The sequence below is a fragment of the Azospira sp. MPR-LB4 genome (assembly GCF_058809525.1).
This window is the reverse complement of sequence record NZ_CM179521.1, coordinates 3,503,613-3,528,603: the sequence shown is the minus strand read 5'-3', so window position 1 is coordinate 3,528,603 and position 24,991 is coordinate 3,503,613. Positions and strand designations below refer to the sequence as shown.

The window sequence follows — 24,991 nt, the reverse complement described above, 5'->3', positions numbered from 1 at the left end:
ACACTGCCCCGACCCCTGGCGGAGATGGGGTAGCTCAGGACACAGACTTTTGTCATAGATGGGATTGGGGGTATGATCGCGCTCCTGATCGCCTGCAGTTGCGATCCCGGCTCCCCAGGGAGCCATTAGCAGTCAAAGGTGTCCGGCGGCAGCAGCCGCCGGGTGAAACGGGAACGAAGTAACGGCCATCACGGCCCCAAGCTTCGGCTGCCCCCGCAACGGTAAGCCAGTGCGGATGTTCCACGGCCCTCCTCCCCGGAGCGCCAGCCACTGAGCCAGCCCGTCGCCCCCTCACCGGGGTCGGCGACTGGCTTGGGAAGGCGGAACATCAAGACTGGCGAGCCCGGAGACCGGCCTTTGATTTTTGCGTGCCCGCCGTCCATGGAGGACGGTGCTGGCACGAACCTGCCACCGACCGCGGGGTTGCGGACGGAGCGGAGCATGAATCGAAGCGCCGGCCTTTCCCTCTGAGCCGAGTTTCTGCCGCCTGCCCTCGGGCCGGCGGTCGCGCCTCATCTTTTATGCCCCCGTTTCCCGAAGCCCGGTCGGTAGCCATCGACTGGAGTCAGACAGCAACATGGGGAGCATCAACAACCAACAACCGCGGCGCCTCCTGGCCGCCGCCATCGCCGCCCTCTTTTCCCAGGCCGCCCTGGCCGCCGGAGAGCAGGGCGAGACGGAACTGGGCAGCGTGGTGGTGACCGCCTCGCGCATCGAGCAGACCACCCTGGAGGCCCCGGCCGCCGTCACCGTCGTCACGGCCGACAAGCTGGACGCCTCGGGCGCCATGCGCATCGGCGACGCCCTTACCGCCAAGGTGCCCAGCTTCTACATACGTAACGGCCTGGGCACCAGCACCCGCATCAACACCGCCCCCATCGTCTCCTTCCGCGGCCTCTCCGACGGCCGGGTGAAGATGATGGTGGACGGCATGAGTCTCTCCGACGGCAACGCCGGCGGCCTGGCCAGCCTGATGGGCATTCCCATGGGCGAGGTGGAGCAGATCGAGGTGGTGCCCGGCTCCGCCTCGGCCCTCTACGGCAGCGACGCCATGGGCGGCGTGGTCAATGTCATCACCAAGGTGCCCACCAAGCAGGAAACCCGGGTCAAGGTCAGCCGGGGCTTCGGCGACGGCGAGCGCAACGCGGTGGAAGCCAGCTACCGCAACAAGTGGGACAACGGCCTGGCCGCCACCCTGGGCTTCGGCTACGAGGACATGGCCGGTTTCGCCGGCAGCGACCTGGTGGTGCTGCCGGTGGGCACCACCGGCACCGGCGCCAACGCGGTCCAGGGCGGCCGGGCCACCACCACGGTGGATGGCAAGAAGGCCTATGTGGTGGGGGACCAGGGCGCCATTTCCTCCCACGCCAACAACCTGCATGCCAAGGTCTATTACAGCCTGGATGCCCAGTCCCGCTTCTTCGCCGGCTTCAACCGCAGCGAAAGCAGCATCGGCTTCGAGCGCTTCAACAACTACCTGAGCAAGAACGGCGCCCCCCTCGCCCTGCCCGCCAGCAACGTCTCCATCAACGGCGACAAGCTGGGCAGCATCAAGGAATCGAGCTTCTGGAATTCCAGCAATCCCAACTACCGCCAGGAGACCCGCTATTTCGCCGGTTTCGACGGCAAGCTGGGCAATGGCTACGACCTCAAGGCCAATGTGGGCTACTTCGACCGGGAGGCCTTCTACGTCGGCTCCGGCACCGGCGCCACCTTCGACAGCGGCCCGGGCACCCGCACCAGCACTCCCAACACCACCCTGGATGCCTCGGCCCAGCTGGGTTTTGCCGCGGGCAGCAACCAGTACCTGATCGTCGGTCTCTCCTCCAGCCGCAGCCACCTGCGGCGCAAGGTGTACCAGCTCACCAGCTGGCGCGATCCCGACAGCACCACCGGCGCCCTCAACGAACAGTCCGACGGGGAAAGCACCACCAATTCCCTGTTCCTGCAGGACCAGATCTTCGTCGGCGACGACCTCACCCTCTACCTGGGCGGCCGCCACGACCGCTGGAGCAGCCGGGGCAACATGCAGAAATACGTCGGTACGCCCCGAAGCAATCTGGACATCCCGGAGCGCTCCGAATCCGCCTTCTCCCCCAAGGTGGCGGCGGTCTACCGCCTGACGCCGGGCACCAGCCTGCGCAGCTCCTTGGGCAAGGCTTTCCGCGCCCCCTCCAACTATGAGATGTATGCCACGCCCAGCATCAGCAGCCGCCGCCTACTGGTGGCCGATCCCGATCTAAAGCCGGAAACCTCCACCTCCTGGGACCTGGGCGTCGAGACGGCCCTGGCCGGCCAGGGCTCGGCCAAAGCCACCTATTACCGCACCCGGCTGCAGGACATGATCTACCGCAAGCTCAGCCCTTACAGCGGCAGCCTGGCCGACGTGGACTTCTTCGCCGTGGCCACAAATGCCGGCGAAGCCAAGGTAGAAGGGATAGAACTGGCGGCGGAAATGCCCCTCACCTCCTGGCTGCGGGCCTCCGCCAGCTACACCTGGACCGACAGCCAGATCACCCGGGACGAAAGCGGCACCGGCCTGCAGGGCAAGCGCCTGCGCTATGTGCCGAAGAACACCGCCTACTTCGCCCTGGACGCCCAGTGGCAACAGTGGCGCGCCTACCTCTCCGCCGCCTACACCGGCGAGCAGTTCAGCAAGGAAGACAACAGCGACGTCATCAAGAACGTCTACGGCGGCGTCAGCAAGTACTGGCTGGCCAACCTCAAGCTGAGCTACCAGTTCGACAGGAATTTCAAGGTCAGCGCCGGCATCAACAACCTCTTCGACAAGACCTACTACGAGTACTACCAGATGCCCGGCCGCAATGCCTTCATCGAGCTGAGCGCCTCGTTCTGACCCTGGGAGCCATCATGGAAATCGTTACCCTCATCGAGCAACTGCTCTACCAAGTCTCCACCGCCCTCTACCTGCCGGTGATCGGCGGCTGCGCCCTGCTGGTGGCCTACGTGCCCCTGCAACTGGGCATCACCCTGTTCGACGCCTGGCAGCGGCGCCGCGGCCATCTGCCGGAGGTGGAAAGCTTCAAGCTGCGCCTGGGCCAGCTGCGGCACCGCCTGAAGGGCTATCCGCGCCGCCTGGAAATCGAGGTGGAACGGCTGCTGCAGGCCGAGGAACTGGAACTGTCGCGGCGCCTCGACCGCATCCGCTTCGTCATCAAGGTGGGGCCGGCCCTGGGCCTCATGGGCACCCTCATCCCCATGGGCATTTCCCTGGCCGCCCTGGCCGAAGGCAACATCCCCAAGATGGCCGGCAGCATGGTCACCGCCTTCACCGCCACCGTGGCCGGCCTGGGCGCCGGGGTCCTCGCCTATCTGCTGGCCCTCTCCCGGGAACGCTGGGTGCGTGCCGACGTGCGCGAAATGGCCCACGCCGCCGAACTGGCCCTGGCGGAAAGCGGCCAGCCCCTCCCCCATCACCTGCAGACGGAGGCCGACGATGCGGTTGCTGCAGCGGCGTAGGCGCTTCTCCCTGGATGGCGAGGCCCTGGAAGACCCCATCGCCGGGGTCGCCAACCTCTTCGACGCCAGCATCGTCTTCATCGTCTCCATGATGATCGCCCTGTTCATGGCCTACAACATGATGGACCTGCTGGACCCCAGCTCCGAAGTGACCATGGTGAAGAAAAACGCTAACGGCGAGATGGAGATCATCACCAAGAAGGGCAACGAGATCAAAGCCGCCAAGGTCACCGACCAGAAACTCTCGGGCCGGGGCGAGCGCCTCGGCACCGCCTACAAGCTGCCCGACGGGAGGATCGTCTATGTACCGGCCGACTGAGGGCAGGCGCCCGATCCTGTTCCACCTCCGGCACCTCTTCCTGGGCCTGGCCCTGCTGCTCCTGGGCCTGGCCGCCCAGGCCCGGCCCCTGTCATTGGTGCTGTTCCCCGGCGACCCGGCCACCCTGACGGCGGTCAATGCGGTACAGCAGCTGCAGCGGGAGCCGGCCTTGAAGCAGGTGCGCTTCCACATCGCCTCCTCCTCCCAGCCCAGCCCGGCGGACCTGGAAGCCCTGGCCAAAGCCGACCTGGCCCTGATCTACAACATGGGCCGGGACCTGGCGAAGCAGATTGCCCCCGCCGTGGCCGAAATCAACCGGCGCGGCGCCAAGGCCTACGCCGTCGGCTCGCCCTTCGAGGAAGGGGAACGGGATGCGGGCCTGAGCCGCAACGAGGAACTGCGGGCCTACGCCCAGGCCGGCGGCGTGGACAACTACGCTGCCATGCTGCGCCTGGCCCTGGCCCGGGAATTCGGCCTGCCCCTGGCGGCCCCGCCGCCCCGCCCCTTCCCCGCCGTGGCCCTGTGGAATCCCCGCAGCGGCCAGCTCTTTAGCCGTTTCGAGGACTACGCGGCGGACTACCTGCGGCAGCGCCCCGGCGCCGCCGAGCGGGTCTGGGTGGGCATCGTCTTCAACCGGGTCACGGCCCAGGCCGGCCGCTCGGCCCTGCTCGAAGCCATGGTGGAAAGCCTGGAGCGGCGGGGCTTCAACGTCGCCCCGGCCTTCGGTTTCCCTTCCGAGAATGCCGTCAAACAGTACTTCATCGACCCCAGGGGCAAGGCCCGGGTGGCGGCCCTGGTGGGCCTGGCCCTGAAGATGGGCAACGTACCGGAGAAGACCATCCCAGTCATGCAGGCCCTGGACGTGCCCGTGGTCAATGCCCTCTCCCTCTTCAACCAGAGCCGCCAGGAATGGGAGGATTCGCCCATGGGCCTGAGCCTCAACGAGCGGGCCTGGCAGATCGCCGGAGCCGAATTCGCCGGCGCCGTGGCTCCCACCGTGGTGGCTTCCAAGGAGCGTCTGACCGATCCCCGCACCGGCCTGGAATACGTGGTGGAGGCCCCCATCCCCGAGCGCATCGAGCGCCTGGCGGACCGGGTGAAGAAATGGGTGGAGCTGCGCTACGAGCTAAACACCAACAAGCGGGTGGCGGTGATCTACTACAACTATCCGCCGGGCAAGGAGAACATCGGCGCCTCCTATCTCAACGTGCTGCCCCGCTCCCTGTGGCAGATTCTCTCCCGCCTGGAGCAGGCCGGCTACAACGCCCAGGGCCGCCCGGCCACGGAAGAAGCCCTGTTCGACGCCCTGCGGGAACACGGCACCAACATCGGCAACTGGGCTCCCGGTGCCCTGGAAAAAATGGTGCGCAGCGGCCACGCCATGCTGCTGCCGGTGAGCGACTACCGCAAATGGTTCGACCGCCAGCCGGAAAAGCTGCGCCGCGCCATGGTCCAGGCCTGGGGCGAGCCGGAAAACTCCAGGGTGATGCTGTGGAAGGACGGCAAGGGCAAGCCCCACTTCGTCTTCCCCGCCCAGCGCTACGGCAATCTGGTCTTCGCGCCCCAGCCTTCCCGGGGCTGGGAGGGCGATATCAAGAAGATGTACCACGACGTGGCCCTGCCGCCCCACCACCAGTACCTGGCCTTCTACCTGTGGCTGCAGAAGGGCTACCAGGCCCATGCCATGGTGCATGTGGGCACCCACGCCACCCATGAATGGCTTTCCGGCAAGGAGGTGGGCTTCACCGCCGCCGATCCGGGGGAGGCCATGGTGGGCGACGTGCCCCAGCTCTACCCCTACATCGTGGACGACATCGGCGAGGCCCTGCAGGCCAAGCGGCGCGGCATGGCCACCATCATCTCCCACATGACGCCTCCCTTCGACAAGGCCAGCCTCAACCTGGAACTGGTCAAGCTGCGGGGCCTCATCGACGACTACGTGGTGGCAGCCCAGAAGAGCGAATCCGCCGCCGCAGCCGCTCTCGGCGAGATCAACACCCTGGGCCGCAAACTGGGCGTGCTCAAGGACATCGGCAAGGACACCCTGGCCAACGGCGAGGAGGTGGAGAAACTGGAGCACTACCTAAAGGAGGTGAGCGAACACCAGGCCCCCTACGGCCTGCACACCTTCGGCATCGCTCCGCCCAGGGAGATGCAGCGCAGCACCGCCGAGGCCATCCTGGCCCTGGCCGGCAAGCTGGCCCCAGCCGAATACCAGCGCCGCCTGGAAGCCCTGATGGCCAATATGGAAGCCAGCGGCAAGGCCGAGCTGGACGCCCTGGAGGCGGGGCTGGCCGGGCGCTACGTGGCCGCCGGCCCGGGCAACGACCCGATCCGCAATCCGGACTCCCTGCCCACGGGACGCAACCTCTACGGCTTCGACCCCTCCCGCCTGCCCACTCCGGGCACCTGGGAACAGGGCCGCAGCCTGGCCGAGAAGTTCGTCGCCGACTACCGGCAGCGCCACGGCCAGTACCCGGACCGGGTGGTGTTCAACCTGTGGAGCACCGAGGCCATGCGCCACGAGGGCGTCACCGAGGCGGAAATCCTCGCCCTGCTGGGAGTGAAGCCCCAATGGGACGAACGGGGCCGGGTCAGCGGCCTGGAGATCATTCCCCGGCGCGACCTGGGCCGCCCCCGGGTGGACGTCACCGTAGTGCCCTCGGGCCTCTACCGGGACGCCCTGCCGACCCTGATGCTGCTGGTGGACGAGGCCGTCTCCAAGGTGAAGGACCTGGAGGAGGACGACAACCCCATCCGCACCAATGTGGGCAAGACCCGCCAGGCCCTGGAACAGCGTGGCATCGCCCCGGCCGAGGCGGCGCGCCTGGCGGCAGTGCGGGTGTTCACCGAACCTTCCGGCGCCTACGGCACCGGGGTGGACAACGTGGTCCAGGCCGCCAACACCTGGGATAAGGAAAGCCAGGTGGCCGACGTGTACTTCAACCGGGTCGGCCATCTCTTCGGCCAGGGCTACTGGGGCGACCGCCCCGGCGGCGCGGCCCTGGCGGTGGACATCTTCAAGATGGCCCTGAAGGATGCCAAGGCGGCCATCCACTCCCGCTCCTCCAACCTCTACGGCACCCTGGATAACGACGACGTGTTCCAGTACCTGGGCGCCACGGCCATGGCCATCCGCCAGGTGAACGGCAAGTCGCCGGAAACCCTGGTGCTCAACCTGGCCGACGGCAAGGGCGGCAAGCACGAGACCCTGGACAAGTTCATGGGCCGGGAAATGCGGACCCGCTACACCAACCCGGAATGGGTCAAGGCCATGCTCAAGGAAGGCTATGCCGGCGCCCGCTTCGTCATGAAGGTGACCGAGCACCTGTGGGGCTGGCAGGTCACCGTGCCGGAGGCGGTGGACGGCGCAAAGTGGCAGGAGATGTACGAGACCTACGTGGCCGACCGCAACCGGCTGGGCGTCAGGGACAAGTTCCGGGAAGCCAAGAACCTGCGTGCCTACCAGGCGGTGGTGGACAAGATGCTGGTGGCCATCAACAAGGGCTACTGGCAGGCCGAGCCCCGGGTGAAGGCCCATCTGGAGCAGGTGAACCGGGAAGTCATCGCCGAAGCCGGCGTCGCCTGCAATGCCAACAGCTGCAGCAGCGCCGAGGTCACCGCCCTGGCCCAGGCCCAGGACGCCCGGGACATGGCCGAGGCCCGCAGCCTGCCCGCCCCGGGCAAGGGCGCCCGCGCCCCCGGCCGCAGCAGCGCCCTGCCGGCCGCCGCAAGCAAAGCCGCCCAGGCCGCACCGCCCCCCGGCGCCAAGGCGGCACCGCCCCCGGCCCCCAGGCCAACGCCGCCCGCCCAGGCCGGTGAGCCGGTGCAAGGCTACGCGGTGCAGGAAAGCAAATCCGCCAACAGCCCCCTGCCGCCGGCCGTCACCCACTGGGCCCTGGCCGGCCTGGGGGCCCTGGTGCTGCTCGGCTTCGCCTGGCGCGCCCGGCGCCGGCCATGAGCACGGCCTAGGCCGGACCGTCCCCCTCCGGGGTGATCCTGCTGTCACCCCGGCGTTTGCGCGCAGCCTTCGGGCTGCGTTTTTTTTGCCGGGCTTTTGCCGAGCCTCCGCCGGGCCAGGGGGCCGGCCGAGGAATAGGGCTTTCCCCGGGAAACCCGGATAATGGCGGCCGCTTCGCTTTATTCGTCTGCACACATTTTTGGATTCGCCATGGAAATCAAGGTCAATTTTCTCGACAAGCTGCGCCTGGAGGCCAAATTCGACGACTTCACGGTCATCGCCGACCAGCCCATCCGCTACAAGGGCGACGGCTCGGCGCCGGGGCCCTTCGACTATTTCCTGGCATCCTCGGCCCTCTGTGCGGCCTACTTCGTCAAGCTGTACTGCGAGACCCGCGGCATTCCCACGGAGAACATCCGCCTCTCCCAGAACAACATCGTCGATCCGGAAAACCGCTACCAGCAGACCTTCAAGATCCAGGTCGAGCTGCCCGCGGACATTTCCGAGAAGGACCGCCTGGGCATCCTGCGCTCCATCGAACGCTGCACGGTGAAGAAGGTGGTGCAGACCGGCCCCGAGTTCATCATCGAGGAGGTGGAAAACCTGGACGCCGACGCCCAGGCCCTGCTCACCGTCAAACCCGATGCCGGCCACCAGACCTACATCCCGGGCAAGGACCTGCCCCTGGAGCAGACCATCGCCAACATGTCCGCCTTCCTGGCGGGCCTGGGCATCAAGATCGAGATCGCCTCCTGGCGCAATCTGGTGCCCAATGTGTGGTCTCTGCACATCCGCGACGCCCATTCCTCCATGTGCTTCACCAACGGCAAGGGCGCCAGCAAGGAAAGCGCCCTGGCGTCGGCCCTGGGCGAGTACATCGAGCGCCTGAGCTGCAACCACTTCTACACCCACCAGTTCTGGGGCGAAGAAATCGCCAACGCTCCCTTCGTGCACTACCCCAACGAGCGCTGGTTCAAACCCGGCAAGAAGGACGCCCTGCCCAAGGAAATCCTCGACGAGTACTGCCTGGAAATCTACAACCCGGACGGCGAACTGCGGGGCTCCCACCTCATCGACACCAACTCCGGCAACGTGCAGCGCGGCATCTGCTGCCTGCCCTTCGTGCGCCAGTCCGACGGCGAGGTGGTGTACTTCCCCTCCAACCTCATCGACAACCTCTACCTCAGCAACGGCATGAGTGCCGGCAACACCCTGGCCGAAGCCCAGGTGCAGTGCCTGTCGGAGATTTTCGAGCGGGCGGTGAAGCGGGAAATCCTCGAAGGCGAAATCGCCCTGCCCGACGTGCCTGCGGAAGTCCTGGCCAAGTATCCCGGCATCGTCGCCGGCATTAAAGGCCTGGAAGAACAGGGCTTCCCCGTGCTGGTGAAGGACGCTTCCCTCGGCGGCCAGTTCCCGGTGATGTGCGTCACCCTGATGAACCCCCGCACCGGCGGCGTCTTCGCCTCCTTCGGCGCCCATCCCAGCATGGAAGTGGCCCTGGAGCGCAGCCTCACCGAGCTGCTGCAGGGCCGCAGCTTCGAGGGCCTCAACGACCTGCCCCGGCCCACCTTCGAAAGCCAGGCGGTGACCGAGCCCAACAACTTCGTGGACCACTTCATCGACTCCAGCGGCGTGGTCTCCTGGCGCTTCTTCAGCGCCAAGGCCGACTACGATTTCGTCGAGTGGGACTTCTCCGGCCACGGCGAAGAATCCAATGCCCATGAAGCGGCCACCCTGTTCGGCATTCTCGAAGAGATGGGCAAGGAGGCCTACCTGGCGGTGTACGACCAGTTGGGTGTCACCGCTTGCCGCATCCTGGTGCCCGGCTACTCGGAAATCTACGGGGTGGAAGACCTGATCTGGGACAACACCAACAAGGCCCTGGCCTTCCGCGAGGACATCCTCAACCTGCACCGTTTGAGCGACAAGCAACTGGCCGCCCTGCTGCAACGGCTGGAAGAGAGCGAGCTGGACGACTACACCGACATCATCGGCCTCATCGGCGTCGAGTTCGACGAGAACACGGTGTGGGGCCAGCTGACCATCCTGGAACTGAAGCTGCTGATCCATCTGGCCCTGGGGCAGCTGGCGGAGGCCCACGACCTGGTGGGCGCCTTCCTGCAGTTCAACGAGAACACCGTGGATCGGGGCCTCTTCTACCAGGCCATGAACGTGGTGCTGGAAGTGGTGCTGGACAAGGATGAAGGCGGGGACCTGGACCTGGCCGACTACGAGGCCAACTTCCGCCGCATGTTCGGCAACGAGCGCATGGACGCGGTGATCGGCTCGGTGCAGGGCACCCTGCGCTTCCACGGCCTGACCCCGATCAGCATGAAGCTGGAAGGGCTGGACCGGCACCAGCGGCTGATCGACAGCTACAAGAAGGTGCATGCCGCTCGGGCCAAGGTGGCAGCCGGCGGCTGACCCGGAACGGCGGCCCCGCATCGGCCGCCGCCCCACTCCCATAAAAAAACCGGGCCCGAGGGCCCGGTGAAATTCGTTCCAGGGAGGGAACGAGCGCTATTCCTGCGTGTGCTTTGCTTCCAGCCACAGGGCGTTGACCACCGCCAGCAGCACGGCGAAACCCAGGCCGAGAATCCAGGTGAAATACCACATGGCATGTACTCCTTTGCTTGATTAGTAGAGGGCCTTGTCGTTGGCGACGATGTAGTCCCGGGTCACCTTGCCGGCCATCACCCGGTAGGCCCAGCCGGTGTAGGCGATGACGATGGGGGTGAAGATCAGGGCCACGTAGAGCATGACGTTGAGGGTCACGTAGCTGGAGGTGGCATCCCAGGCGGTGAGGCTGGCCTTGGGCAGGGTGGAGGACGGCAGCACGAAGGGGAACAGGGCGACGCCGGCGGTGAGGATCACCGCCAGGCAGGCCACGGAGGAACCGACGAAGGCCACCAGGATCTTGCCGGCCCGCAGGCAGGCCAGGGCCAGCAGCCCCCCCGCGTAGGCCAGGGCAGGCACGGCCCACAGCAGGGGATACTTCTGGTAGTTGGCGAACCAGGCCCCGGGCTGGCGCACCACTTCCTTCATCAGGGGATTGAGGGCACCGCCCACGTCGGCGATGGACTGGATGACGAAGCCGTCGAGACGGCCCACCCACACCCCGGCGGCGGAGAAGGCGGCCAGCAGCAGCACCGCCAGCACCGTACCGGCGCCCCTGGCGCGGGCCTGCAACTCCCCTTCGGTGCGGTGGGCGAGGAAGGTGGCGCCCTGCAGGGCCAGCAGGGACAGGCTCACCACGCCGCAGAGCAGGGCGAAGGGATTGAGCAGGGCCCAGAAGCTGCCGGTGTAGAAGGAGCGCATGGTTTCGTCCAGGTGGAAGGGCACCCCCTGGAAGAGATTGCCGAAGGCCACGCCGAACACCAGGGCCGGCACCGCGCTGCCGGCGAACAGGCCCCAGTCCCAGGCGCTGCGCCAGGCCGGATGGGGCAGCTTGGAGCGGTACTCGAAGCCCACCGGACGGAAGAACAGGGCGAACAACACCAGCAGCAGGGCCCAGTACATGCCGGAGAAGGCGGTGGCATAGACGAAGGGCCAGGCGGCGAAGATGGCGCCGCCGGCGGTGATGAACCACACCTGGTTGCCGTCCCAGTGGGGCGCCACGGTGTTGATCATGACGCGCCGGTCGGTGTCGTCCCGGCCGAGGATGGGCAGCAGGATGCCGACGCCCATGTCGTGGCCGTCCATGATGGCGAAGCCGATGAGCAGCACGCCCACCAGCAGCCACCAGATGAGTTTCAGGGTCAGATAATCGAACAGCATCTCAGTCGTCTCCTCAGGCGTTGGCGGGCGCGGCGGCGGGCTGCAGGGCGGCGGGGCCGAGGCGGGCGTACTTGAACATCAGGTACATCTCGGCGACCAGCAGCAGGGTGTAGAAGCCGACGAAGCCGGCGATGGAACCCCACAGGCTGGCGGCGGAAAGGCTGGAGGCCGACAGATGGGTGGGCAGCATGCCGAACACCGTCCACGGCTGGCGGCCGTATTCGGCGACGAACCAGCCGGACTGGATGGCGATCCAGGGCATGGGGATGAACCACAGGGCCCAGCGCAACAGCCAGGTCTTCTGCTGGAAGCTGTTCTTGACGCTGTACCAGAAGGCCAGCCCCACCAGCAGCAGCATGGCAAAACCCAGCAGCACCATCAGGCGGAAGGTCCAGAACAACGGCGCCACCCTGGGCACGGAATCGTGGGCCGCCTGGTCCAGCATGGCCGGGGTGGCCTGGGCCAGGTCCGGGCTGTAGCGCTTGACCAGCATGCCGTAGCCCATGTCCTGCTGGTGCTTGGCGAAGGTGGCCTTGGCCGCTGCGTCGGCCGGATTCTGGCGCAGGGCCTCCAGGGCCAGCACCGCCTGCACGCCGCTTTCGATGCGCTGCCGGTTGGCGGCGCGGATTTCCTTGATGCCGGGCAGGGTCTCGGACACGGAGCGGGTGGCAATCAGGCCCAGCACGTAGGGAATGCGGATTTCCCAGTCGTTGGCCTGGCGTTCCTCATTGGGCCAGGCCAGCAGGTTGAAGCCCGCCGGCGCCGCTTCCGTCTCCCACATGGCCTCGATGGCGGCCAGCTTGGACTTCTGGGATTCGGACACGGCATAGCCGGATTCGTCCCCCAGCACGATCACCGACAGGCAGCCGGCCAGGCCGAAGGCGGCGGCGATGCGGAAGGAGCGGCGGGCGAACTCCACGTGCAGGCCCTTCAGCAGATACCAGGAGGAGATGCCGAGCACGAACAGGGAGCCGGTGACGTAGCCGGCGGCCACCGTATGCACGAACTTGGACTGGGCCACCGGGTTGAACACCAGGGCGGCGAAATCCACCAGTTCCATGCGCATGGTCACCGGGTTGAAGGTGGAGCCCACCGGGTCCTGCATCCAGCCGTTGGCGATGAGGATGAGCACGGCGGAAAGGTTGGTGCCCAGGGCCATGAGCACGGTCACCGCCAGGTGGCCGGCCTTGGACAGGCGCTGCCAGCCGAAGAAGAACAGGCCCACCATGGTGGATTCGAGGAAGAAGGCCATCAGCCCCTCGATGGCCAGGGGGGCGCCGAAGATGTCGCCCACGTAATGGGAGTAGTAGGCCCAGTTGGTGCCGAACTGGAACTCCATGGTGATGCCGGTGGTGACGCCCAGGGCGAAATTGATGCCGTAGAGCTTGCCCCAGAACTTGGTCATGTCCCGGTAGATTTCCTTGCCGCTCATGACGTAGGCGGTCTCCATCACCACCAGCAGCCAGGACAGGCCCAGGGTCAGCGGGACGAAGAGGAAGTGGTACATCGCCGTGGCGGCGAACTGCAGCCGCGACAGGTCAACGACCGTCGAATCGATCATGGTGAACCTCCCTTATGGGTTGTTTTGTGGAACCGGTGAGCTGCTGGGCCATGCGCTGTTCATCCACGGCGACCCGGTAGGGGGCCACGTAGTTGAGCCACAGCACGCGCAGGAGAATGATCTTGAGCAGGAGCACCACGGCCAGGTGACAGGCCAGGCGGTGGCGGGCGAGGAAAGCGGAGAGGCCGCGGCGGGGCCGGGCGGACGAGACATGCTGGGCGGACAAGGGACACTCCCTTCCAGGCGGGGCGGCGAAGGCCCCGGGGAAAAAGGACGCCCCATTGCTGGGGCGTCAATCCTAGTCGTTAGTCCAGGCTTGGAAAGCTTAGACGGGGCGGATTCTGACCGCCGGCGGCGGCCTCGGGAAGTGACTAAATGTCACGCGACAAGCGGTCACGCCCTTGTCCATAATGCCGCCGTCGCCACCCCTTCGGAGCCGCCTGCATGCCCTCGCCAGCGCCCTTCCCGCCGCCCCGGCCCCTGCGCCGCCTGCGCCTCGACGCGGACCTCCTGATTGCCCTGCGCTGGGGCTCGGTGCTGGCCATGGCCGCCATCACCCTGGGCTTTCCCCGCCTGCTCGGCATCACCATCGCCCCCCTGCCCCTGCTGGCCACGGCCACCTTCCTGGCGCTGGTGAACGGCGCCGCCATGTTGCTGCGCCACTGGGACCGGGAACCCATTCCCGCCATGACCCAGCTGATGGTGGACCTGCTCTCCTGGAGCATCGTCATCTACTTTTCCGGCGGCGCCACCAATCCCCTCATCTCCCTGCTGCTGCCCGTGGTGGCCATCGGTGCCGCCATGCTGCCGACCCTGCAGGCCTGGCTGCTGGGGGCCTTTTCCATCCTCACCTATTCCTTCCTGTGGAATTTCTACCAGCCCCTGGAAGTGAAGGACGCCACCATCGCCGTGCAGCTGCACCTGCTCGGCATGTGGCTGACCTTCCTCGCCTCCGTGCTCATCTCGGTGTGGTTCATCACCCGCATGACGGCCGCCATCCGCATCCGCGACCAGGCCCTGGCCCGGGCCCGGGAAAACGAGATCCGCAACGGCTGGGTGGTCTCCCTCGGCACCCTGGCCGCCGGCGCCGCCCATGAACTGAGCACGCCCCTGGCCACCATGAAGCTGGTGGTGGACGATCTGGTCGAGGATGCCGAACTGCCGCCCCGGACGCGCCAGGAACTGGCGGGCCTGAAACTGCAGATCGACAAATGCAAGAGCGCCCTCACCCGCCTCACGGCGGAGGCCGGCCGCCCCCGGGCCGAGGAGCGCCGCCAGCGGCGGGTACAGGACTGGCTGGAGGAATGCGCCCACGGCTGGCGGGCCCTGCATCCGGCCGCCAGCATCGCCCTGCGCATCGATGCAGAAGCCGCCGGGCGCCTGGTGGCCGCCGACGTTGCCCTGGAACAGGCCCTGCACAACCTGGTGGACAACGGCGTGCGCTTCAGCCCCGAGTGGCTCGAAGTCAGCGCCACCGTGCATGGCCCCTGGCTCCACCTGGTCATTGCCGACCAGGGGCCGGGCATTCCCGAAGATGTGCTGGCCGCCGCCGGCCAGCCCCTGCCGGTGCATTCGGACTCGGGCCTGGGCATCGGCCTGCTGCTGGCCCGCAGCGCCATCCAGCGCTGCGGCGGCCAGCTCCATCTGGCGCCCCGGCAGCCCCGGGGCACCGACGTCACCCTCAAACTTCCCCTCAAGGATTGCTGACATGAATCCCGTCACCGACGCTGCCGACGGCAACGAATCCCCCCTGCTGCTGATCGTGGACGACGACCAGGCCTACTGCAGTGCCCTGGCCAAGGCCATGGGCCGGCGCGGCTTCCAGACCATCGCCGGGCACGACCCGGAGAGCGCCCTGGCCCTGGCGGCCCGGCACGAACCGGAGTACGTCGTGCTCGACCTCAACCTGGAAGGCAAGTCGGGCCTCAACCTGATCGAACCCCTGCTCGAATGCAGCCCCGGCGCCCGTATTGTGGTCCTCACCGGCTACGCCAGCATTCCCACCGCCGTCGGCGCCATCAAGCTGGGGGCCCTGGAATACCTGATCAAGCCGGTGGAGGCCGGCGACATCGTCAAGGCCCTCACCGCCGACCACTGGGAAATCCCCCCCATCGCCACGGACGAGCGCATGACGGTGCAGCGGGTCGAGTGGGAATACATCCAGCGCATCCTGCGGGAAAACGGCGGCAACATCACCGCCACCGCCCGCTCCCTGAAAATGCACCGGCGCACCCTGCAGCGCAAACTGGCCAAGCACGCCCCCGCCGCCTGAAGCCCATGGCGGCGCCAGACCTGCACCGCGGCTACGATCCGCGGCCATCCGTCAAGCCTTGAAAAAGGCGGGAAAACCGAGGAACATCCGCCCCCTTCGTCGATCCGCGCCGGCCTGCCGCCGCGGATCGCACCACTACCAACCGACGGCGGAGGGGCCATGGCCTTCAAAGACAATCCCGCGGAATTCCGCATCATCGACATCGCCCTGATCGAGCCCGGCCCGGACCACGTGCGCCAGCACTTCGACGAGGCCAGCCTCAAGGGCCTGGCCAACTCCATCGGCCGCAAGGGCCTGATCCATCCCCTGGTGGTGCAGCCGGCGGACGGCGCCGGGCGCCACGCCCTGGTGGTGGGCGAACGCCGCCGCCGCGCCGCCCTGCTGGCGGGCGAGACCGCCGTGCCGGTGCTGGTGCGGGCCTGCAGCCCGGAGGAAGTGCTGGAAGTGCAGGTCTTCGAGAACCTGGGACTGGGCGTGCGCGCCGCCCTGGACCCGCGGGACATGGCCAACGCCATCCAGACCATTGCCGAGCGCTTCGAGAGCAAGGATGCGGCCGCCGAACACTTCGGCCGCACCGCCACCTGGCTGGCCCAGGCCACCGCCGCCGCCAACCTGTCGCCCCAGGTCAGCGCCCTGCTCGAGTCGGGCAAGATTTCCAGCACCAGCACCGCCATCCAGCTGGAGAAGCTGGCCCAGAAGAACGAGGCCAAGGCGGAAACCCTGATCGGCCAGATCGCCCAGCTGCCCGAAGGGGAGAAGCTGCCCAAGCAGGTGGTGGAAAAGGTTCTGGTGGAAGAAGGCCTGCGCCGCGGCAAGAAACCGGACACCCCGCCGCAAGCCGCGCCGGATATGGCTCCCAGCCCGGCTGCAGCCCAGGCGGCAAGCCCCTCCCCGGCCGCGGCCGATGTGCCGCCCTGGGAAGAGGCCCCCGTCGCTCCCGCGGCGCCCGCCATGCCGGCGGCACCGGCGACGGAACGGCGCCGGGTCAATCCGGGCAAGGTGAAGATGGTGGCCGAAATCCTGGGCCTGGAAGCGGAAGACGAAGAGGCCGTGCTGGCCCGCCTGATCGACGAATTCCTGGCCCTCAAGGGCGCCTGAGGCGTTCCCGGCCGGGTGCCTGACTCGCCCGGCCGCAGCGGCAGCGCCACTGCGTGTAAAGGCAGGTCAAATCAGGTAAAAAGCCTTGCCGGGGCTGCGGGAGTGCCTAGACTTGGCGGTATCCGGAGGCCCCCATGAGTTCCATCACCGCCCTGTCATCCCTTTCCAGCCTGAGCAGCTACAGCAGCACCAGCATCACCCAGGCCAGCAGCAGCGTGGCCGTGGCCCGGCTGGCGCAACAGGCTGTCAGCCTGTCCACCGCCTCCGGCGTCATCGCCGGCCTCTCCGGCAGCACGTCGGAAACCACGGTGGACAGTCTTTACAACTCCCTGGTGGCTGCTGCCAACCAGAACGTGGACGACGACAGTTCCTCCTCCAGCAGCACTAGCAGCACCTCCGGCATCTACAGCGCCGACGGCACCCTGAGCGCCGAGGATTCCCTGCTCTCGGCCCTGGTCGGCAATCTTTCCACCTACGCCTGAAGACCGGCCGGCAAGCGCTCCCGACCGCCATGCGGCGGACCGCTTCCCTAGCCGGAAACCGTCCCCGTCGTTGCCTCGCGTCGAGTCTTACTTCACGTCAAACTCGAAGCGGGCGGCCACCTGGCCTTCCACCAACACCTGCAGGCGGCGGTGGCCCGCCGGCTCGTTGGGGCCCACCGACCACTCGGCGTAGATGTGGCCGTCCATGGGGGCCAGCAGGCGCTCGCTGACCTGGGTCCGCTTGTCGTTGGAGAGGCCCAGGTTGCGTGCCACTTCCTTCTCTTCCGCCGTGCCCTTGTTGGGCCGGGGCTGCACGTATTCCTCGCTGACCTTGAGGGTGCGCTTGCTGGTCTTGACCTCGATCACCCAGCCGTAGCGCTGGCCCAGCACGTGGGGCACCACGTCGGTGGGAGTGAACACCAGGTCGCCCTTCTTCTCTTCAAAGATGCCGAATTCGGCGGCCACCACTTCCACCGGGGCTTCCGCCGGCGGCGCGCCGTGGGCCAGGCTGCAGACGAGGAGGAGGGAGAACAGGAATTGGCGCAGCATGGATGGCTCCAGTGGGTGTGGGGGAGGCGCCGCCGCCGGCTTCAGGGGCGCGGCTGCCGACGCCGGGGCGCCGGGCCGGAAATGGCCTGGGGCGCAGCGGCGGCCTGGGGACTGCTCGGGTCCTCCGCCAGGCTGCGGGCCCGCAGCTGGCCGCAGCCGCCGTCGATGTCCTGGCCGGCGGAATTGCGCAGTTTGGTCAGGATACGCCGCTGGTGCAGGTAGCGAGCCAGATACCGGGCCCGTTCCCAGACCGGGCGGCGGAAGGCGCCCTCGCCGGCCTCATCCTCCCCGCCGACGGCGTTGAAGGGGATCAGGTTCATGATGGCGTATTTGCCGCTGAGGAGGCGGACGATGCCGTCCATTTCCGCCTCGCTGTCATTGACCCCGTCGAGCAGGGTCCATTGGTACTGGATGGGGTAGCCGGTGCTGCGGGCATATTCCTCGCCCAGTTCCACCAGTTCCTCCGGCGTCAGGCGCGGCGCCTTGGGCAGCAGCTGGGCCCGCAGCTCGGCCCGGCTGGTGTGCAGGGAGAGGGCCAGGGCCGGCTTCACCGCCTGCTGGGGCAGGCGCTCGAAGACGCGACGGTCGCCGACGGTGGAAAAGACCAGGTTCTTGTGGCCGATGCCGCCGGCGCTGCCGAGCAGGTCGATGGCGGCCAGCACGTTGTCCAGGTTGTGGGCCGGTTCGCCCATGCCCATGAAGACCACCTTCTTCACCGGCCGCCGGGCCCGGGCCAGCACCACCTGGGCCACGATCTCGCCGCTGGAGAGCTGGCGCAGCAGGCCGTCCCGGCCGGTCATGCAGAAGGTACAGCCGACGGCGCAGCCCACCTGGGTGGAGACGCAGACCCCGTCCCGGGGCAGCAGCACGCTTTCCACCGCCTGGCCGTCGCCCAGGCGCACCAGCAGGCGTGCCGAGCCGTCGGCCCCCGGGTGTTCGGAATGGACCCGGGCCAGGGCCTCCAGGTCGGCGGCCAGGGCCGGCAGTTCCTCCCGGATGGCCTTGGGCAGGTAGTCCTGGGCCTGGCGGCGGCGGGCGCCGGCATCCAGGGGCTGGGCCTGGAGCCAGGCGCGCAGCACCCGGTCCTCGTGGCAGGTCTTGGCGCCGAGGGCGGCCAGGCGTTGGCGGATGTGTTCGAGTTGCATGGGGGCGGAATGCTAGCACCGCCGGCAGCGCCGGCATAGGCGCCGCGCCGCTTGCGGCTCCTGGCGGCGGTGCCCCTAGGCCCCTGGCTCGGCCCAGAGTTCCAGCAGGGCCCCCACCAGGTCCGCGTCGCCGCCGCTGCGGGGGCAGACCAGGGACAGCTGGTAGTCCGGCAGGGGCACGGCCAGGTCATAGACGCGGAAGGCCGGATCGGCGCCCGCCGCCAGCCCCTCCACCTCCGAGGCCGGCAGCACCGCCAGGCCGCGGAAGCCCTGCAGCAGCAGGTCCCGCAGCATGCCGGCGTCGGAACTGTAGAGGGCCACCCGGGGCAGCAGGCCGGCTTCGTGGAACTGCTGCTGCAGGCGCTCGTAGGTGCCGATGCCGACGGAGCGGCGCAGCAGCAGCAGGGGATGGGCCGCCAGCTCGGCCAGGCCCAGGCGCTGCCCGGGGGCGAAGAGGTCGGCGGGGCCCAGGGCCACCGAGGGCGAGGCCCGCAGGCGGTGCACATTGAAGCTGTCGGGCTGCAGGGGCGGCTGCATGAAGGCCAGGTCCAGCTGGCCGGTGCGCAGCAGGTGTTCCAGGTAGCTGGAATCCCCCACCACCAGACCGATCTCCCGGGCCGGGAAGCGGGCCATGAGGGCCTCGCAGCGGGCCAGCCAGGGGGCGCGGCAGGTGGGCGACAGGCCGACGCGCAGGGCCGGCCCGCTCTGGGAGGCGAGACGCAGCACCTCGTCCCGGGAGGATTCCACCGCTCGCAGGATGTCCCGGGCGCGGCGGTAGAACAGGCGCCCGGCCTCGGTCAGCTCCAGCTGCCGGCCCTTGCGCAGGAACAAAGGGGTGCCCAGTTCCTCCTCCAGCTCCTTCAGACGCTGGCTGAGGGGAGGCTGGGCCATGTGCAGTTCCCGGGCGGCCCGGCTGATCTGGCCCTGCTCGACGATGGTGCAGAAGTAGTGCATGCGCTTCAGGTCCATGGGCCACCCATATCAATCCGATATTCCAGACAACGAAAACGGTAATTTATTCGCCACGCCGGAATCCTTAACATACCGGATTGCTTAATCAAGCCGCCACGTCATGCAGAGCCCCCCGCGGGCCGCCGGCGGCCTTCCCCGGAGAAACACCCCATGCTGGGACCCCTGGCCAACAGCGCCGCCCTGATCCTGGGCGGCCTCGGCGGCGCCGTGCTCGGCCGCCGCCTGCCCCGCCGCGTGCGGGAAACCCTGCCCCTGACCTTCGGCATCATCGCCGCCGCCATCGGCACCACCCTGATGAACAAGGTGCACGCCCTGCCGGCGGTGGCCCTGGCCCTGATCCTGGGCTCCCTGGCGGGGGAGCTGGCCCATCTGGAACGGGGCCTGGAGAAGGCCATCGGCTGGGCCCAGCGCCAGGCGGAAAGGCTTATGCCGGGGGAGAAGGGCAATCCCCGGGTGGAAGGCTTCGTCGGCAAGTTCGTCACCCTGCTGGTGCTGTTCTGCGCCAGCGGCATGGGCATTTTCGGCGCCACCCAGGAGGGCATGACCGGGGATGCCCACATCCTCCTGGCCAAGTCCATCCTGGACCTGTTCACCGCCCTCATCTTCGCCGCCGAACTGGGCCCGGCGGTGGCCCTCATCTGCCTGCCCCAGCTCCTGGTGCAGGGCGCCCTCTTCCTCGGCGCCGGCCTGCTGGTGCCCCTGGCGACGCCGGAGATGCTGGCCGACTTCTCCGCCTGCGGCGGCGTCATCATGATGGCCACGGGCCTGCGCATCTGCGGCATCAAGTTCTTCCCCATCGTGAACATGCTGCCGGCCCTGTTCCTGGCCATGCCCTGCTCCCTGCTGTGGGCCCGCTGCTTCGGCTGAGCCCGGGGCCGCGCTGCGGCTGACAGCCGGCCGCCCGCTTCTCCCGCCACCCGCTTCTCCCGCGCCCGCTTCTCCCGCCGAACGCATCGGCCCCGGCGCTGTCCGACCACTTTGGCCAGCACGCCGCTCCCGGCTCCCCTCCTGCCGTTTCATGACTTTTGCCCGCCGGAGCCGGGGCCGGCCTATGCCATACTGCTAGGCGAACGGGATGGAGCGCCATCCCCGCCGACCATTCTCGCCCTCCCCTTTCCAGGTGGCCCGATGACGCAGTTCCCCGCCGTCCCCGCAATCACCCGCCTGCTCGGCACCCTGCTCCTGGCGTGCTGTGCGGCCCTGTCCGCCGGGCCCGCCGGTGCCGACGAGCCGCCCCTGCGGGTCACCAGCGACGACAACTATCCGCCCTACATCTTCCGCGACCCGAGCGGCCAGCCCGTGGGCTATCTGGTGGACCTGTGGTCCCTGTGGGAGCAGAAGACCGGCCGCCGGGTGCAGCTGATCGCCACCGACTGGGGCCGGGCCCAGCGCCTCATGGCGGAGAACGAGGCGGACGTGATCGACATGATCTTCCACACCGCCGCCCGGGACGCCCTCTACGAATTCTCCCAGCCCTACGCCAACCTGCCGGTGGGCATCTACAGCCACAGCTCCATCAGCGGCATCAGCAACACGGACAACCTCAAGGGTTTCCTCATCGGCGTCCAGGTCGGCGATGCCTGCATCGAGGAACTGCAGGGCAAGGGCGTCACCAACCTGCGCCAGTTCAAGAACTACGCGGAAATGATCGCCGCCGCCATGGCTGAGGAGATCAAGCTTTTCTGCCTGGACCAGCTCCCGGCCAACTATTACCTCTACCGCCTGGACCTGCAGCGCCAGTTCCGCAAGTCCTTCGACCTCTACCAGGGACGCTTCCACCGGGCCACGCGCAAGGGCGACACGGCCACCCTGGCGGCGGTGGAACGGGGCATGGCCCTCATCAGCAACGAGGAACGGGCGGCCCTGGAAAAGAAGTGGATGGGCTCGGCCATCGACTACGTGCCCTACATGCCCTACGCCCGGTATTTCGGTCTGGGCCTGGCCCTGCTGCTGGTCGCCGGCGCCGGCCTGGCCCTCTGGGTGCGGGTGCTGCAGGCGGCCGTGAAGCGCCGCACCGCCGAACTGGAGCGGCAGCGCAGCCACCTGCACACCCTGCTGCGGGGCATTCCCGATCCCCTCTGGCTGAAGGACGAGGCCGGCGTCTTCATCGCCTGCAACCCGGCCTTCGAACGCATGATGGGCCGCCCGGAGCAGGAGATCATCGGCTGCAGCGACTACGACTTCGTCAGCCGGGAACAGGCCGATTTCTTCCGCGACAAAGACCGCCAGGTGCTGGTCGCCGGCACGCCCCAGAGCAACGAAGAATGGATCACCCAGGCGGACGGCTCCGGCCAGCGCCTGTTCGAGACCGTCAAGACGCCCATCGTCGAGCCCCAGGGCAAGGTGCTGGGCGTCCTCGGGGTGGCCCGGGACATCACCGAGCGCAAGCGCCTGGAGGCCGAGGTCAGCAATTACAGCCACCACCTGGAAGAGCTGGTGGCCGAGCGCACCGAGGAACTGGCCCGGGCCCGGGATGCGGCCAATGCCGCCAACGTGGCCAAGAGCGCCTTCCTCGCCAACATGAGCCACGAGATCCGCACACCGATGAACGCCATCATCGGCCTCACCCACATCCTCAAGAAGGGCGAGCCCTCGCCCCAGCAGCAGGACCGCCTGGACAAGATCGACGATGCGGCCAGCCACCTGCTGTCCATCATCAACGACATCCTGGACCTCTCCAAGATCGAGGCCGAGCGCCTGGTGCTGGAGGAACAGCCGGTGGAGCTGGGGCGCATCGTCAGCCACATCTTCTCCATGCTGGCCGAGGGGGCGCGCAAGAAGGACATCGTCCTCAAGTCGGAAGTCGATCCCCTGCCGCCCTACCTGCTGGGGGACCCGACCCGCCTGACCCAGGCCATCCTCAACTACGCCAGCAATGCGGTGAAATTCACCGAATGGGGCAGCGTCACCCTGCGGATCAAGGTGCTGGAGCTGACGCCGGCGGACGTCTTCCTGCGCTTCGAGGTGGAGGACACGGGCATCGGCATCGCCCCGGAAGTCCAGCCCCTGCTGTTCGCCCCCTTCCAGCAGGCCGACGGCAGCACCAGCCGCCGCTTCGGCGGCACCGGCCTGGGCCTGGTCATCACCCGGCGCCTGGCCCAGATCATGGGTGGCGACGCCGGCGTGGACAGCCGCCTGGGCTTCGGCAGCACCTTCTGGTTCTCCGCCCGGCTCAAGCTGGGCGAGGCCCGGGCCGCCCTGCCCGAGGACGGCCCCCGCCCCGATTCGGCCGAGGGCGAACTGCTGCAGCACTACCGGGGCACCCCCATCCTCCTGGCCGAAGACGACTCCATCAACCAGGAGGTGGCCCGGGAACTGCTCGAATACGCCGGGCTGCGGGTGGATATCGCCGCCGACGGCAACGAGGCCGTGGCCTGCCTGGAACGGGGGACCACGCCCTACGCCCTGGTGCTGATGGACATGCAGATGCCCGGCATGGACGGCCTGGAGGCCACCCGCCACATCCGCCGCCTGCCCGGCATGGAAAGCCTGCCCATCATCTCCATGACCGCCAACGCCTTCGGCGAGGACCGGGAACGCTGCCTGGAGGCCGGCATGAATGACTTCGTGCCCAAGCCGGTGAATCCGGAAGTGCTCTACGCCATGCTGCTGAAGTGGCTGCCCCGGCCGCAGACGCCCAACGCCTGAGCCATTTTTGCCGCCCGCCCCACGCTTTTGCTGGCCGTGGCGGCCCGGGCGGCTACAATAAGCCCCTGCCGCCACGGCCCCCTGCCCCGCTTCCGGGGCAATCCGGCCCGCCCGGCGCGGCCTCTTTCTGACCACTTCACCAACGGAACCAGCGCACCATGTTCGAACACGTCGACGCCTACGCGGGCGACCCCATCCTCACCCTGGTCGAAACCTTCCACAAGGACTCCCGGACCACCAAGGTCAATCTGGGCATCGGCCTCTATTACGACGAACAGGGCCGCATCCCCCTGCTCGGCTCCGTGCGCCAGGCCGAGGCCGCCATCGCCGCCGCCCCCGCGCCCCGCTCCTACCTGCCCATGGAAGGCGCCGCCGACTACCGGGCCGTGGTGCAGAAGCTGCTCTTCGGCGCCGACAGCGCCGCCCTCAAGGCCGGCCGCATCGCCACCATCCAGACCCTGGGCGGCTCCGGGGCCCTGAAGGTGGGCGCCGACCTGCTCAAGCGCTACTTCCCCAAGAGCGAAGCCTGGGTCAGCAACCCCACCTGGGACAACCACCGCTCCATCTTCGAAGGCGCCGGCATCGCCGTGCACGACTATCCCTACTACGACGCCAACACCGGCGGCGTGGACTTCACCGGCATGGTGGCCTGTCTCAAGGGCCTGCCCGAGCAGAGCATCGTCCTGCTGCACCCCTGCTGCCACAACCCCACCGGCGTGGACCTCTCCCGGGAGCAATGGCAACAGGTGATCGCCATCGTCGCCGAGCGCAAGCTGATCCCCTTCCTCGACATCGCCTACCAGGGCTTCGGCGACGGCCTCGATGAAGACGCCTACGCCATCCGCGCCCTGGCCGATTCCGGCCTGCCCTTCCTGGTCAGCAACTCCTTCTCCAAGAACCTCTCCTTCTACGGCGAGCGGGTCGGCGGCCTCTCCGTGGTGTGCAAGGACGCGGAAGAAGCCGGCCGGGTCCTGGGCCAGCTCAAGTTCACCGTGCGCCGCAACTACTCCAGCCCCCCCATCCACGGCGAACTGGTGACCACCATCGTCATGAACGATGCCGCCCTCCACGCCGAATGGGTCAAGGAAGTGACCGAGATGCGCACCCGCATCCAGGCCATGCGCCAGAAGCTGTATGAAGTGCTGACCGCCCGGGTGCCGGGCAAGGACTTCTCCTACTTCACCAAGCAGCGCGGCATGTTCAGCTACACCGGCCTCTCCCCCGCCCAGGTGGACCGCCTGCGGGAAGAGTTCGGCGTGTACCTGGTGCGCTCCGGCCGCATGTGCGTGGCCGGCCTCAACACCGGCAACGTGGCCTACGTGGCCGAAGCCATGGCAGCGGTGCTGCAAGGCTGACGGGATTTCCCCGGCGATCTGCCGGGAGAAGCAAAAGGGACGGCCCTCCCGGCGATGCCATTGCCGGGAGGGCCGTCTTTATTGGGGTGTGGCTGGGTGGGTTGGCTTGATTTGCCGCCCGGGAATGGCGGACTGTTTCTCGAGGCGAAGCCGGGTGTGATTCCTCGAAGGCGGGATGCCTGAGTCTTCAGGCGCAAGGGGTGTCTGAATCTTCAGACGTGGTGGGTTTAGTTACCGCTGTGTTCCGCGCCTGACGCGCGGGTTACTTATTCTTGTCTCGCCAAGAATAAGTAACCAACAAGAAGGCGAGCCCGGTTTGGCGCCCCGCGTGCCGCGGGGTTCCCTGCGCTACTCACTTCCGGCGGGGGCTGC

19 protein-coding genes and 1 riboswitch are annotated in these 24,991 nt (G+C 67.8%); of the genes, 12 read left to right on the top strand and 7 right to left on the bottom strand.

Annotated elements, in window-relative coordinates:
• Positions 1 to 119 precede the first annotated feature (119 nt).
• Positions 120 to 373: riboswitch (cobalamin riboswitch) on the top strand.
• Positions 374 to 577: 204 nt separating this feature from the next.
• The 5 genes from AC3QLZ_RS16485 (at position 578) to AC3QLZ_RS16465 (ending at position 10,184) form a co-directional block, all read left to right on the top strand.
• Positions 578 to 2,857 (top strand): TonB-dependent receptor plug domain-containing protein, encoded by a 2,280-nt coding sequence (locus AC3QLZ_RS16485; RefSeq protein WP_492783278.1) that lies wholly within the window; start codon positions 578 to 580, stop codon positions 2,855 to 2,857.
• A gap of 14 nt (positions 2,858 to 2,871) precedes the next feature.
• Positions 2,872 to 3,480: a MotA/TolQ/ExbB proton channel family protein gene (locus AC3QLZ_RS16480; protein ID WP_014236993.1), complete on the top strand. Its 609-nt coding sequence runs from the start codon at positions 2,872 to 2,874 to the stop codon at positions 3,478 to 3,480.
• Positions 3,458 to 3,799 (top strand): DUF2149 domain-containing protein, encoded by a 342-nt coding sequence (locus AC3QLZ_RS16475; protein ID WP_014236992.1) that lies wholly within the window; start codon positions 3,458 to 3,460, stop codon positions 3,797 to 3,799. The genes AC3QLZ_RS16480 and AC3QLZ_RS16475 overlap by 23 nt, the downstream gene beginning before the upstream one ends.
• Positions 3,783 to 7,760 (top strand): cobaltochelatase subunit CobN, encoded by a 3,978-nt coding sequence (locus tag AC3QLZ_RS16470; RefSeq protein ID WP_014236991.1) that lies wholly within the window; start codon positions 3,783 to 3,785, stop codon positions 7,758 to 7,760. Before AC3QLZ_RS16475 ends, AC3QLZ_RS16470 begins: the two co-directional genes overlap by 17 nt.
• Before the next feature lie 210 nt (positions 7,761 to 7,970).
• The gene (locus tag AC3QLZ_RS16465) at positions 7,971 to 10,184 is read left to right on the top strand and encodes an OsmC domain/YcaO domain-containing protein (RefSeq protein ID WP_014236990.1); all 2,214 of its coding nucleotides are present in this window, start codon (positions 7,971 to 7,973) and stop codon (positions 10,182 to 10,184) included.
• A gap of 96 nt (positions 10,185 to 10,280) precedes the next feature.
• Here the strand turns inward: AC3QLZ_RS16465 and cydX are convergent, their stop codons facing one another.
• From cydX to cydP, 4 genes are read right to left on the bottom strand one after another with little or no spacing between them, the layout of a single operon-like run.
• Entirely contained in the window at positions 10,281 to 10,376 is a 96-nt protein-coding gene (gene cydX, locus AC3QLZ_RS16460) for a cytochrome bd-I oxidase subunit CydX (RefSeq protein ID WP_014236989.1), read from the bottom strand.
• 21 nt (positions 10,377 to 10,397) lie between these two features.
• The gene (gene cydB, locus AC3QLZ_RS16455; protein ID WP_014236988.1) at positions 10,398 to 11,537 is read right to left on the bottom strand and encodes a cytochrome d ubiquinol oxidase subunit II; all 1,140 of its coding nucleotides are present in this window, start codon (positions 11,535 to 11,537) and stop codon (positions 10,398 to 10,400) included.
• 13 nt (positions 11,538 to 11,550) lie between these two features.
• On the bottom strand, positions 11,551 to 13,098 hold the full coding sequence (locus AC3QLZ_RS16450) for a cytochrome ubiquinol oxidase subunit I (protein WP_014236987.1): 1,548 nt from the start codon (positions 13,096 to 13,098) through the stop codon (positions 11,551 to 11,553).
• Positions 13,076 to 13,324, bottom strand: coding sequence for a cytochrome oxidase putative small subunit CydP (gene cydP / locus AC3QLZ_RS16445; protein ID WP_014236986.1), 249 nt, complete (start codon positions 13,322 to 13,324; stop codon positions 13,076 to 13,078). The genes AC3QLZ_RS16450 and cydP overlap by 23 nt, the downstream gene beginning before the upstream one ends.
• A gap of 218 nt (positions 13,325 to 13,542) precedes the next feature.
• Here cydP and AC3QLZ_RS16440 point away from each other — a divergent pair, with 218 nt between their 5' ends.
• From AC3QLZ_RS16440 to AC3QLZ_RS16425, 4 genes are all read left to right on the top strand, one after another.
• Positions 13,543 to 14,805: a sensor histidine kinase gene (locus AC3QLZ_RS16440; RefSeq protein ID WP_014236985.1), complete on the top strand. Its 1,263-nt coding sequence runs from the start codon at positions 13,543 to 13,545 to the stop codon at positions 14,803 to 14,805.
• Position 14,806: 1 nt separating this feature from the next.
• Entirely contained in the window at positions 14,807 to 15,370 is a 564-nt protein-coding gene (locus AC3QLZ_RS16435) for a response regulator transcription factor (protein ID WP_014236984.1), read from the top strand.
• Positions 15,371 to 15,529: 159 nt separating this feature from the next.
• A complete protein-coding gene (locus tag AC3QLZ_RS16430; protein ID WP_014236983.1) occupies positions 15,530 to 16,468 on the top strand; it encodes a ParB/RepB/Spo0J family partition protein in 939 nt (312 codons plus the stop codon).
• Between the two features lie 134 nt (positions 16,469 to 16,602).
• A complete protein-coding gene (locus tag AC3QLZ_RS16425) occupies positions 16,603 to 16,950 on the top strand; it encodes a hypothetical protein (protein ID WP_014236982.1) in 348 nt (115 codons plus the stop codon).
• An 87-nt stretch (positions 16,951 to 17,037) separates the two neighbouring features.
• Here AC3QLZ_RS16425 and AC3QLZ_RS16420 read toward each other — a convergent pair whose 3' ends face one another.
• The 3 genes from AC3QLZ_RS16420 to AC3QLZ_RS16410 all read right to left on the bottom strand — a co-directional run bounded on the left by AC3QLZ_RS16420 (position 17,038) and on the right by AC3QLZ_RS16410 (position 19,613).
• Positions 17,038 to 17,499, bottom strand: a complete 462-nt coding sequence (locus AC3QLZ_RS16420; protein WP_492783277.1) for a PM0630 family protein — start codon at positions 17,497 to 17,499, stop codon at positions 17,038 to 17,040.
• Between the two features lie 41 nt (positions 17,500 to 17,540).
• The gene (locus tag AC3QLZ_RS16415; protein WP_492783276.1) at positions 17,541 to 18,644 is read right to left on the bottom strand and encodes an RNA methyltransferase; all 1,104 of its coding nucleotides are present in this window, start codon (positions 18,642 to 18,644) and stop codon (positions 17,541 to 17,543) included.
• A gap of 75 nt (positions 18,645 to 18,719) precedes the next feature.
• Positions 18,720 to 19,613, bottom strand: coding sequence for a LysR family transcriptional regulator (locus tag AC3QLZ_RS16410; RefSeq protein WP_043798023.1), 894 nt, complete (start codon positions 19,611 to 19,613; stop codon positions 18,720 to 18,722).
• Between the two features lie 153 nt (positions 19,614 to 19,766).
• Between AC3QLZ_RS16410 and AC3QLZ_RS16405 the strand changes: the two genes are divergently transcribed.
• From AC3QLZ_RS16405 to AC3QLZ_RS16395, 3 genes are all read left to right on the top strand, one after another.
• Positions 19,767 to 20,483, top strand: coding sequence for a DUF554 domain-containing protein (locus AC3QLZ_RS16405; protein ID WP_014236979.1), 717 nt, complete (start codon positions 19,767 to 19,769; stop codon positions 20,481 to 20,483).
• A gap of 261 nt (positions 20,484 to 20,744) precedes the next feature.
• Positions 20,745 to 23,264 (top strand): response regulator, encoded by a 2,520-nt coding sequence (locus AC3QLZ_RS16400; protein WP_014236978.1) that lies wholly within the window; start codon positions 20,745 to 20,747, stop codon positions 23,262 to 23,264.
• Between the two features lie 158 nt (positions 23,265 to 23,422).
• Positions 23,423 to 24,619, top strand: coding sequence for an amino acid aminotransferase (locus tag AC3QLZ_RS16395; protein ID WP_014236977.1), 1,197 nt, complete (start codon positions 23,423 to 23,425; stop codon positions 24,617 to 24,619).
• Positions 24,620 to 24,991: the final 372 nt, after the last annotated feature.